This is a genomic window from Vibrio sp. 10N.222.49.C12 (genome assembly GCF_041475025.1).
GTDB classification, from domain to species: Bacteria; Pseudomonadota; Gammaproteobacteria; order Enterobacterales; family Vibrionaceae; genus Vibrio; species Vibrio crassostreae_C.
The window spans coordinates 1-12241 of record NZ_JBFRVF010000001.1; the positions used below are offsets into that span (position 1 = coordinate 1).

Consider the following 12241-nt stretch of genomic DNA (forward strand, 5'->3'; position numbering starts at 1 on the left):
TCTACCGCATAAACAGGCAGATCAAAGCTGAGCTCGTTGTTACCACGGGCATCTTGATGGTCCAACGCTTCAATGAGTGTGAACGTGTATTCACCTAATATGGTGCTAGAAAAACTCAGCGTAAATACCGTGGTTTCGACATTCGTCGCACTAGTAGTAAAACCAATGTAGTCACCCGACCCTGTCGGCTCTTCACGTAACTCAACGGCTAAACCGTTCGATTTAAGATCATCGTTAGTATTGAATTCCGTTGGTTCAATTCGGAAACGAACCACATCATCACTTTGGTTGGTAAATGTGATGGTTTGAGTGGAGCTCACCGCGCTGCCACTAGGAGCGGAGCCATCAGTCAGATTTGTTTCAGAAAGGGTTACGCTTGGAATAACGTCAATCGTAGGGTTATCACCATCAGTAATCGTCAGCGTTACGGTAGAAGTCAGAGAATCGTTATCGAAGTCACTTGAAGTCACCACAATCGACTTCACGATGTCTTCGCTCGTTGTGTGGTCTAAATTACGATTTGGCTCAAAGCGTACTTCTCCTCCAAGAGTGATATATAGCTCGCCTTCCGTGAAGCTAAATTGCTGTTCGCCTGAAATGCTTTGATCCAGTGTGTTTACGACACCGTCATAAGTAAACTGAGTGATTGTCGCGCCGTCAGCACTTTGCGTTGGCATCACATCGATCATATTGGTCGTTACAATACCACCAGCCAAATCAGCAACATTCGGTTCAACGATATCTAATGTGCCGTCTTGCATGATTTGAACATCATCACCGATGGTCACATTCAGTTGCGAAACCAATGAATCATCGCCGTCTGTGTCAACCGCATAAACAGGTAGATCGAAGCTCAGATCGTTATTATCTAAACCATCCGCATGGTCTAACGCTTCAAGTAAGGTAAAGGTGTATACACCCAAAGTACTTGTAGAGAAAGTAATCGTGAATACAGGAACTTCAGCGTTCGAGCCATCAGTAATAAAGCCTATGTAAGTACCTGGATTAGCCGAATCTTCTTTAATCTCTACCGTAAACCCATTGGACGTCAGAGCACCACCGACATTGAACTCGGCTGGTTCAATACGGAAACTTGCTACATCGTCGCTGCCTGCGGTAAAGGTAATCGTCTCGGTTGCGCTAACTGTACTTCCGCTGGGAGCAGAGCCGTCAGCAAGGTTGGTTTCTGAGAGAGTAACAGGCGGGATCAAATCAATGATTGGATCTTGGCCGTCAGTGATACTTAGCTCAAGCGATGAAGTGTCAGTGTCTCCATCACCATCTTCAGCTAAAAACGAGAACTGTTTGACGAGAGTTTCACTGCTTGAGTGGTCGATATCACGAGCGACTTCAAAACTAAAATCGCCATTTAGTGAGATGGTTACAACACCCTCAGTAAAACTGAATGTTTGAACAGCATCTGGCAGCAAGCTCTGATCTAGTGAGTAATCAACACCATCATAGTTAAACGATTGAATTGTCGAGCCATCAGCGCCTTCGAAGTTGAACAGATTATACGAAACAATGGTATCGCCCGCTAAAGTCGGTTCCGTGACTGACTCAACTTTATCAACTAGCTCAACAACATCATCTGTGACATTAACGAGAATCTCTGCGGCTTCTGGTGTACTCGAACCGCCAGATAGTGCAGAACGATCTCCATCTGCATCAACGGCATAAATAGGCAGAGCAAAGGTCAACAACGCGTCTTCAGCACCTTGGTGAGAAAGCTCTTCGTACAGAGTGAATTCATAGTTCCCCAATGACGGACTATCAACTTTAACGTCAAAGACCGTAATTCGAGAACCATTGACTTCAACATAGCCTTCGTAAGTTCTTACACCGTTAGTTTCACCAATAAGCTCAAGCAATACGGCTTCGCCACTAGACGTTAAAGAACCAGCAGTATTAAACTCCGTCGGCTCAAGCTCGTAATGATCGATGATGTCGCTTTCGAAAATATCGGCAGTGATACTTCCGCTCCCCGCTACAGGCGCTGTTCCCTCTTGTGAGCCACCAATGATGCCTGCTTCATCGACACTAATACTGTCGACATTGGTAATAACTGGGCTATCGCCATCAGTGATAACAATATTGATGTTATTGGTTACGACATCTTGGTCAAAATCGGTAATCGTGATCGGTAAATCGAACGTCAGTGAATCGGTACCCACTTGTTCGATTGGATTAAATTGCTCGAATTTATAAGTACCATCGGTATCTAGCGAGATAGTAAGAACAACCTCACCTCGGCCTTGAATGGACAAAGTGATCGTTGTCCCATCATCAGATAGCCTTGCAAGCGTATTTTGATTATCGCTGAGCAACCCATCAAACTGGTCCAGTGCACCAGCATCAAATACAGCTGATTGAAGATTATCACTACCAATATTGGAGAACGTTCCTTCAATTGCTGCACTGCTAGTTTCTACGTTACTGATATTCACACTTTCAGCAGACGGATCGCCCCCATCAACCACGGCAACTTGCGCATTAATTGGTGTTGCTAATGGGTTTCCGGCGGTGTCTTCACCTTGAATATCAAAAGTGATGTTAATTTGATCGCCTGTATAGGAAACCTGACCGCCACCAACAGACGTTACGTGATCAATTGGTTGAGAAATCGTTGTGGTCAATGAAAGCTCAGCGTTGTTTCCAACACTAACAACATCGATGTCGATGCGTAATACTTCATCGGTGCCTTGAACACCAATGATAGAGTTCGTCGCCGCATCATAAGTAAACGTAACGGGTTGACCACTTGAAGTAATATCACTGTTTAGCTCTGTGAGTAGCGAAGCGAGAGACAGTGCTTCTGGAACAAAAGAATCAGGGGAGAGCGCTAAACTACCAGCAATGATAGTTTCTGTCGTCGTGATAGATTGAGGATAAGTATTATCAGATATCGAGCCTTCAGTAAGAGCTTCACTGATTGATTGGTCGCCTGATGAACGAGTGATCGACCTGAACTCTTCTCTGTCTTCATCAACCGTTTGTTCTGCTAGACCAGCGGTTTCAAAGAATGTCGATGGCTGAGTCTGTGTGTAGTTGTAATCAATAGTGACAAAGCCGGAGTTTGCAGAACCTTGTCCAGCACCAGCGGCCGTTGCCTCTAGGATTTGAGTCGGATCGGCACCACCTAAAATGGCTTCTTGAATTGCAGCAAGGTCGTCTTCGGTGAAGGTTTCTGCGTCCGCTTGCTGTAAGTCAAAATTAACCTCACCGGCTATTGGGGCGTCTACCCATGCAGCGTTGTCATCAACACAACCGACACAATTCTCTGCAACTGGAATTGAATCATTCTGCACACCTAATACAAGTTCTGACTTGTTGGCCGTAATCACGATCTCATTTTCACGGATGATATCGCCAATTGAAATTTTTCTTGCGCTGCCGTCTGGCTTAACGACCACAACATGTCCACTAACTGCCTCAACTACAGCAACCTGGCGTGAAACTTCGATATCCATATATCCCCCGTAGTCACAAAACACTGCTCTCGAGCGCTGTGAAAATTATTGGTAATAACAATTTCAGGTTTCACTTGAATACATACTTAGCTCTCATCAATGACAATCCATTGTTACGCCTAACTGGCCTGAAATGAGAAAGTATTTCACCTGTTTTTTTATAGTTTACTTACTCTTAAGACTAGTCTTCCCCATAAAAAATGCCATGTCTGTGCTAAGAGGCGCCTTTTCACAAACCGAGGGATTCTTGTTGGAGTTTGAATAACTTAGTTAAAAGTTAGTATGGTATTGATTTATATGCAAATAAATTCACAATGTAATTACACCTCATTATTTATAATATATACAGCAATAAAGTTGATAAATCATTAGCAAATATGGGGTATTGATTGAGGCTTTCTATACGTCCACAGTAAAGCAGAAGTAATTACCATTTGTGAGACAATAACCAGAGGATAGGTGGTGGAGTTTGTATCAAAAACAATAAAATAAGTTGCATAAAATGTATATGTCGGAATTTTAACCAACTGATAAACAACAGCTCCCCTCTTCAATTTGGTCACAGGTTGTTTTCTGGAAGTGACAAAAAAAGCCCACTAAGTTGAAACTTAGTGGGCTTTAAAATCAGTATGTAGCGTTACGCTTTTAACAATCAAACACTATGATTTAGCGAGGCGATTTGCCGTCCAAACATAAAGCAGCTCAAGTGCGATAGTTGCACCAGCCAGTGCTGTAATCTCGCTTTGGTCATACGCTGGAGAAACTTCTACAACGTCCATACCAACCATGTTGATGCCCTGCAAACCACGGATAATTTTCAGAACTTTATCTGAATTCAAACCGCCGCATACCGGAGTACCTGTACCCGGAGCAAAAGCAGGATCCAGACAATCGATATCAAACGTTAGGTAAACTGGCTTATCACCAACAATGCCTTTCACTTGAGCAATGATCTCGTCCACGCTCATGTCGTTCGCTTGCATCGCGTTAATAACGTTAAAGCCGTGTCCTTCCTGCTTGTACTCTGTACGAACACCAATTTGCACTGAATGTTCAGGCGAAATTAAACCTTCATTTGGCGCATGGTAGAACATAGTACCGTGATCGTAACGACTGCCCTGACTGTAAGTGTCAGTGTGCGCGTCGAAGTGAATCAGAGCCATCTCACCGAACTTCTTGCCGTATGCTCTTAACAAAGGCAGTGTAATGAAGTGATCGCCACCTAATCCAAGCAATGTTTTACCGCTATTTAAAATCGCATCAGCCGCCGCTTCTAAACGTTGAGTTAGGTCTTCTGCATCACCGCAATCAAACACAAGGTCGCCAGCATCAATGACCGAGGTGTGTTCAAATACATTGAAGTCCCAAGGGAATTTTTTACCTTCCCACGCCAAGTTTACTGACGCACGACGAATCGCATCAGGTCCCATACGAGCACCCGGACGACCAGACGTCGCCATATCTAACGGCGCGCCCAACACAACCACATCAGCATCGTTATCAATTGGGTTCTGTACCAATGGACGACGCATAAACGTCATCGCATTGGAATACAGCGAGTAATCTGGTTTCGTAAATAGATCGTTCATTAAAAATCCTCAAGATAGGTGTAACCCATCAAGCCTTGCTCTAACTCTTCAAGTACGCTTTGCTGTTCTTGAGCTGGCACTTTCGCCGTGACCAATTCTTTGTAGTTCTGACGAATTAGGTCCATATCGATATGAACATAACGCATCATGTCTTCTACTGTGTCGCCTTCGTTGATGTAGTCGATATTCGCTTGACCACTTTCATCAACATTCACCACAACACTGTGCGTATCACCAAATAGGTTATGCATATCACCCAAGATCTCTTGGTATGCGCCTACTAGGAAAAAGCCCATCAGGTAAGGTTCGTCTGGGTTCCATGCTGGCACTGGCAACGTTGTTTCAATGCCCTGGCCGTCAACATACTGATCGATCGTACCGTCAGAATCACATGTGATATCCAGTACTACCGCGCGTCGCTCGTCCGCATTGTCCAAACCACTTAGAGGCAATACAGGGAACACCTGATCGATACCCCAAGCATCTGGCAACGATTGGAACAAAGAGAAGTTCACGAAAAACTTATCAGCCAAACGCTCACTCAACACATCCAAAATTGGACGGTGGTAACGGTTCTTTGTGCTCATGCGAGTGCTAAGCTCGTAGTTAATACGTAAAGACATTTGCTCTGCCCAAGCACGGTGCTGAAGGTTCAGCATGCCTGTCGCAAATTGGTTGTGTGCTTCTGCGATATCACTTTGCGTGTCGTTGTAGATCTCAATCAGCGCGCGGTCATCATTACCTGCATCTAACTCCAAGAAGTTCTTCCACATGTTGTTTAGCAACAGTGGTGCGTCTGCTTCTGGCGCAGCCATATCTTCCGGTGAGTAGCTTTCAGTACCAATCACGTTGGTGATCAACACAGCATGGTGCGCAGTTAGTGAGCGACCAGACTCCGAAATAATCACAGGTTGTGGCTGATTGTAGAGTTTACAAATATCCCCTACTGTCATCACGATGTTACGAGCGTACTCAAGCAAGCCGTAATTCATTGAGTTTGAAGATTGGCTACGCGTGCCGTCGTAATCGACTGCCAAGCCACCACCAACATCTAAGAACTTCAGTTGAGCGCCAATATCACGCAGTTCACAGTAGAAACGAGCCGCTTCACTCACGCCATTTCGCACATCACGAATATTCGCCATTTGCGAGCCAAGGTGGAAGTGTACTAGCTCTAGAACATCTAGCTGGTCTTCTGCTTTCAAGCGTTCAATAACGGTCAATACTTGTGATGCAGACAAACCGAATTTCGACTTCTCACCACCACTTGCTTGCCATTTACCTGCACCTTGAGAAGCAAGACGAATACGTAAACCCAAACGAGGTTTTACGCCAAGTGCTTTCGCTTCAGAAAGAACAAGATCAAGCTCAGACAACTTCTCTAGAACGATAAAGACTTTGTGGCCTAGCTTTTCGCCAATCAGCGCAAGACGGATGTATTCTCTGTCTTTGTAACCGTTACACACGATCACAGAGCTCGCTTTTTGAGCCAGCGCCAATACCGCTAATAGTTCAGGTTTGCTGCCCGCCTCTAGTCCTAGCTGCTTTTGCTCTAATTGAGCTTGGCTCGCTAAGATCTCATCAACCACTTCTTTTTGTTGGTTAACTTTAATCGGATAAACAAGTAGGTAACGATTGTCGTACTGATATTCGTCGATCGCTTGGTTAAATGCGTTACAGATATTGTGCACACGTTGATGCACTATTTGAGGAAAACGCACAAGAGCAGGTAAACCAATATTTCTTTGCTCTAACTGTTTTACGATCTTACTTAGTGGGACTTGATGATCCGTCTCGCTCGGTGAAACATACACCTCACCGTTATCATCAATTCCATAAAAACCTTGGCTCCAGTGCTTTACATTATACTCAGCACGGATGCGTTCCAAATTAACCGAATTTTCCAATTCTAGAGACCTCACACTATAGGGCCATCGACAGAAGATACCTCTTTGGAATAGCGAGGTATAACCCAACAAAAAGCGTTCAAAAACGATTTGTTGGCTGCATTAACCGATATTATTAAGAGCGAGTCCAACCATTGATATTTGTGGTGACGATTACGTTTTTTTATCGACAGATCGACTTAAAATGACAGGTAAGGAATTACAAGGTTTTAGGGTAAAAAACAGGCTGAAGCGCATTAAATATAAAGCAATTTCTCACATTAAATTAGGGAGAAAAAATGTGCAGAAACCAAAAGATTTTCAGTAAATTGAGTGAGGTTAAGTCAGAGTTGTGACAAATATAAGCACTTCACAATCTGAACTCTCGCTATCACCAACACAGCTTGTGTCCCGCGATTCGATGCCGATAAACACTTCATTCTTCCTACTAGAACTCGCTCACTTCAATGTTGTAACCGCTTAATTTTTGAACTTTTCTCGCGCATATCTTGTATTCGGTTCAATCTTCTTGTAATTTTAACTGACCAACCAATCGGTCAGCCTTCGAATTTAGGGGATACTATGAGCCATAATCTAGACCTTGAACCAAACACGTCGAGCACCAACGACATGGATCAAATATTCAACCGACAACAAGATCACTACCGTAACAACGTTAATCCAACACTTGATCAGAGACGAAATAATCTCTCAGTCTTGAAAAAACTATTAATGCGCTACCAAGAGCAGTTAATTGAAGCGGTATCAGAAGATTATGGCCATCGAGCAGAGCACGACAGCTTAATTGCTGACATCACCCCTTCCCTACACCAGATCAATTACAGTGATAAAAACCTGAAGAAGTGGTTGAAGCCTTCACGTCGAAAAGCCGGCTTGATGCTAACGCCAGCCAAGATTACTGTGCATTATCAGCCAGTAGGTGTGGTTGGTATCATCGTGCCTTGGAACTTCCCAGTCATGCTCTCTTTAGGCCCTCTGATCACAGCGTTAGCAGCGGGCAACACGGCGATGCTCAAGATGTCGGAGTTTACTCCAGCGACCAACCGAGTTTTAAAAGCGATGTTGGCCGAAGGCTTTAGTGAAGATCAGGTTGCGATTATCGAAGGCGAAGCTGACGTTTCCGCTAAATTTAGCCAACTGCCGTTTGACCATATCCTTTTCACAGGCTCAACCGCTGTGGGTAAACACGTTATGAGAGCAGCGGCTAACAACTTAACACCAGTTACCTTGGAATTAGGCGGCAAATCTCCAACCATCATTGCCCCTGACTTTGATGTAGCTGACGCTGTTGAACGTATCTTGTTTGCCAAGAGTCTAAACGCTGGCCAGATATGTGTAGCGCCTGATTACATCTTATTGCCGCGAGAAAAATCAGACGAGTTCATCACAGCCTATAAGCGTTATTTCAAGAAGCTTTATAAAGCCGGTATTGAGAGCAAAGACTTAACCTCAGTGATCAACATGCGCCAATACAATCGCTTGAAAGGTGTCATTGAAGACGCACAAGCCAAAGGCGCGGTTATTCACACGGTAACCGAACAAGCACAAGACGATGTAAACCACAGAATGACGCCGCACCTTCTCACCGAAGTGAACGATGAGATGCTCGCGATGCAAGAAGAGCTGTTTGGTCCTGTTTTGCCTATCGTGCCTTATGATTCCATCGAAGAAGCAATCAATTACATCACAGAGAGAGAACGCCCACTGGCTCTGTACCTAATGAGCCATAATAAAGAAACCCAAGACAAGCTTTTATCAGACACGCACTCTGGCGGCGTGTGTATTAATGATTCTTTGGTGCATGTGGCTGCAGAAGACGCACCATTCGGTGGCATCGGCCCTTCAGGCATGGGACACTATCACGGCATTGAGGGCTTCAAGACCCTTAGCCATGCCAAAACCGTTCTAAGTAGAGGAAAAATCAACTTCACCAAGTTAATGCATCCTCCTTACAACAACCCAATCAAGAAACTGATGTTCAAAGTACTCAATAGATGATCACCAAAAGACAAAAAATCCTAGATGCTGCACTCCTGCTCTTCTCTCAACAAGGGCTAGAGGGCACATCTACCGGACAAATAGCGAAAACAGCCGGCGTGGCAAAAGCGACGTTGTTCCACCACTTCGAGAATAAATCTCTATTGATTGATGAACTGTTTCGCGAGCTGAAGTTAGAGCTATTCTCGACCCTTCAACCGCACACTGATGTGGCAGTAGAAGATCGCTACCAAGCCTTTAAGTTCATGTGGTTCTCAGGGATTGAGTGGGCATTAGAGAATCCAGTTGCGATGAAGTTCTTCACCAATGTTCATTTCGACCCAACGACTCAAACTCGAGAAATGATTGTTTCACAGATGTTCGCATCGCTAGACGAGATCATTTTGAAAGGGCAACAAGATGGTGAATTGATGGTGTTGGACATTAACCTTGTTAGACACTTCATTCATAGCCACTTTCTGATTTGTGCAAACTGGCTGATTGAACAAAGCGAGTCTCCACCAGAGCAAACATCGAAGTACATCAACGATAGCTTTGATATGTGTTGGCGCGCCGTTGGTGGGCAAACCAAGTAGCTTTAAGCCCAAGGCCCTAAGCTCTAAGCTCTAAGCTCTAAACCCAAAGATATAAGTTCTAGACTCAACTGATTTCCAATAATGATCACTAAAGCGCCACAAAGGCGCTTTAATTATTTGAACACAATTTAATCACTTGGACATCGACTCAAAGCAGATATTGGCGTCAGCTTTACGTGAATACCAAGGAGCTTTTATCTTAGTCAGTCATGACTTGGATTTTGTTGAGGAGGTCGGCGTTAGCCAAAATCGTATTCAGCTTTAACCTTGATATCAACAGCCACTGAGCGTAGATAGGCGAGTATTGTTGCGGATACTCGCCTTTCTCGGTTGAGACAAGTAAACTACGCGCCTCGAACATCTATTCATAAGGCTAAGGTTTGCATACTCTAGAACAATTAAAATCAGGGCAACTTAAAGGTATTAAGCGTCTAAAACTATCAGAAGGTCTCACAGAGTTCCCTCTAGAAATCATAGAGCTTGCAGATTCTCTTGAGATCCTAGACCTTTCAGGTAATCAGCTGTCAGACCTACCAGCCGAGTTATCAAAGCTAACTAACCTGCGTATTATCTTCGCGTCGAATAACCTGTTTACGCACCTGCCTGATGTTCTAGGGTCACTTCCTAAGCTCGAAATGGTTGGCTTCAAAACCAACCAAATCAAAACCGTTAGCGAACAATCTCTGCCGACTCAACTACGTTGGTTAATCCTGACCGACAATGAGATTGAGGCCCTGCCTAGCTCACTAGGTGAAAGACCGCGACTACAGAAACTGGCATTGGCGGGTAACAAGATTCGCGTGTTACCAGAAAGCATGGAAAACCTATCCAACCTTGAGCTAGTTCGCCTGTCTGCAAACCAGTTGACTGAATTCCCAGAGTTCCTTATCAAGCTACCAAAACTGGCTTGGTTAGCGTTTGCGGGTAACCCGTTTTGCAAACACCCTAGCAGCTTAGATAGCGTGCCTGCGGTTAGCTCTCAAAGCTATTCACTGAATCAAGTACTTGGCCAAGGCGCATCTGGCGTGATCTCGCATTCAAGCTGGCTAAACAGCGACTTCGATTTTCCACAGGAAGTGGCGGTTAAAGTGTTTAAAGGCGAAGTCACCAGTGACGGCTACCCACATGATGAACTGGAAGCGTGCTTGCAGGCTGGACACCATAACAACTTGGTAAAATCTATCGCCCAAGTAGAGGAACAAGATTACCTAGCTTTGGTGATGGAACTCATTCCAAACAGCTACTACAACCTAGGGCTACCACCAACACTCGAGACTTGCACGCGTGATACTTTCCCAGAAGGTTTCGAACTTTCAATTGCTCAAATCAATAGCATTACAGAGCAGATGATTGATGTGTTTGAACACCTTCATGCCAACAAGGTCTGTCATGGTGATCTATACGCTCACAACACTTTGGTTAATGAACAAGGTCAGATGATCTTTGGCGACTTTGGAGCGGCAACTATCTACGGCTACCTAACTGAAGCACAGCAACAAGGCATTCGTCGTATCGAAGCTCGCGCATTAAAGTACTTTATTGAAGACCTACTGACGATTTGTGCAAAGCAAGATCAAGACAGCGAGCTTTATAGTCAACTAGCGAACTTCAAAGCTTAATGGCTTAATAGCTTAATAGCTTAATAGCGCGTTGATTAGAAGTACTCGGTCGAATTGAAAACAACAAAGCCAACATCACTGTTGGCTTTGTTGTTCTTGGAATATCACTAATTTTAATGGACAAGCAAGGTTGGCTAAAAGGGATTAACGCTCAGCCTGCACCAATTTCAGATACGAGTGCAGCTCACCATTTTTATATTCCACTGCAGAGTGAATATTAAGATCAGCACGAGCCACAACAGCAAACTGGTAGTGGTTCTCACCCTTCAGAATCTCGACGTGTAACAAACCATCTTTTAGTTGCCACTGCCCTGTTGTTTCAAATCGGTCGAACAAACGATATTCAATCAAAGAACCGTCAGCATTGAAGTGCACTTCAGTGATGTAACCGCCGGGACAGCTCTTCACCCAAACTCGATTCTCGATATCACTGACAATGAAGTCACGCTTGGTATCACGCCACGCTAGAAAGCCTTCGCTATCATAAAGAGCAATGTCGAGATCAGTTCTAGAGATTAACGGCTGCTCATTTTGCTCACGACAATAAAGTTGAAGCAAAATTTGCTGAACTGTTTCGCTCTGTAATTCACTCATTGTGGCTTCCCTTTATCATTGCTCTGCGTTAGACGCAGTATTGATCAACAAATTCTATTTAAAGCGGGCTACACAAGCTCGTAAGAAACCACATACAGTTGAGAGATACCCGGGTAGATATCTTGAATCACGTCTTTCAGTACTTGCAGCGTCATGTTCTCTTGCTGAGCATGGAACTCACCTAAGTCATCAAACAAAATTGGCTCAACGCTGATGATCTTAAGATTACAGAACACACGGTCTTGCTCTAGCGTCGATACTTCCACAACACTGCCTGGCTGGTAGTCTCGCTCAGATTCATCACGAATAGTAATCGTCTTCTTGCCAGATAGGATGTCAGTTTCAAAACGTTCGAAGAACGTCATAGTGGTCGGTGCGGTCATTTATTTCGGTCGCTTTACATTTAAAGGTTAGGTAAATGTTTATATACCAGAATGCGTGTTCAAGCGAATAAAAATTAGGTGCGGGATGCGAGATGCGAGATGCGAG

The 12241-nt window shown here is 44.3% G+C and carries 8 protein-coding genes; 3 read left to right on the forward strand and 5 right to left on the reverse strand.

All coding sequences use genetic code 11. From position 1 onward, the window contains the following. The 3 genes from AB4583_RS00005 to speA all read right to left on the reverse strand — a co-directional run. The coding region (locus tag AB4583_RS00005; RefSeq protein WP_372115994.1) for a retention module-containing protein at positions 1 to 3470 on the reverse strand (3470 nt) is incomplete at its 3' end. A 659-nt stretch (positions 3471 to 4129) separates the two neighbouring features. Beyond that, positions 4130 to 5059 (reverse strand): agmatinase, encoded by a 930-nt coding sequence (gene speB / locus AB4583_RS00010; RefSeq protein WP_017070225.1) that lies wholly within the window; start codon positions 5057 to 5059, stop codon positions 4130 to 4132. Further along, complete coding sequence (gene speA / locus AB4583_RS00015; protein WP_032546415.1) at positions 5059 to 6966, reverse strand: arginine decarboxylase; 1908 nt, start codon at positions 6964 to 6966, stop codon at positions 5059 to 5061. Before speA ends, speB begins: the two co-directional genes overlap by 1 nt. A gap of 561 nt (positions 6967 to 7527) precedes the next feature. On the opposite strand from speA, the gene AB4583_RS00020 reads away from it, so the two are divergent. The 3 genes from AB4583_RS00020 (at position 7528) to AB4583_RS00030 (ending at position 11158) form a co-directional block, all read left to right on the forward strand. Then, positions 7528 to 8964 carry a coniferyl aldehyde dehydrogenase gene (locus AB4583_RS00020; protein ID WP_372115995.1) on the forward strand — a complete coding sequence of 479 codons (1437 nt, stop codon included), beginning with the start codon at positions 7528 to 7530 and terminating at the stop codon, positions 8962 to 8964. After that, positions 8961 to 9539: a TetR/AcrR family transcriptional regulator gene (locus AB4583_RS00025; RefSeq protein WP_017070228.1), complete on the forward strand. Its 579-nt coding sequence runs from the start codon at positions 8961 to 8963 to the stop codon at positions 9537 to 9539. Before AB4583_RS00020 ends, AB4583_RS00025 begins: the two co-directional genes overlap by 4 nt. Before the next feature lie 380 nt (positions 9540 to 9919). Further along, positions 9920 to 11158, forward strand: coding sequence for a leucine-rich repeat-containing protein kinase family protein (locus AB4583_RS00030; protein ID WP_017070230.1), 1239 nt, complete (start codon positions 9920 to 9922; stop codon positions 11156 to 11158). 144 nt (positions 11159 to 11302) lie between these two features. On the opposite strand, the gene AB4583_RS00035 is transcribed toward AB4583_RS00030, so the two are convergent. Then, positions 11303 to 11752 carry a hypothetical protein gene (locus tag AB4583_RS00035; RefSeq protein WP_017070231.1) on the reverse strand — a complete coding sequence of 150 codons (450 nt, stop codon included), beginning with the start codon at positions 11750 to 11752 and terminating at the stop codon, positions 11303 to 11305. A 68-nt stretch (positions 11753 to 11820) separates the two neighbouring features. After that, on the reverse strand, positions 11821 to 12135 hold the full coding sequence (gene yqfB, locus AB4583_RS00040) for a N(4)-acetylcytidine aminohydrolase (protein ID WP_017063603.1): 315 nt from the start codon (positions 12133 to 12135) through the stop codon (positions 11821 to 11823). Between the last annotated feature and the right edge of the window lie 106 nt (positions 12136 to 12241).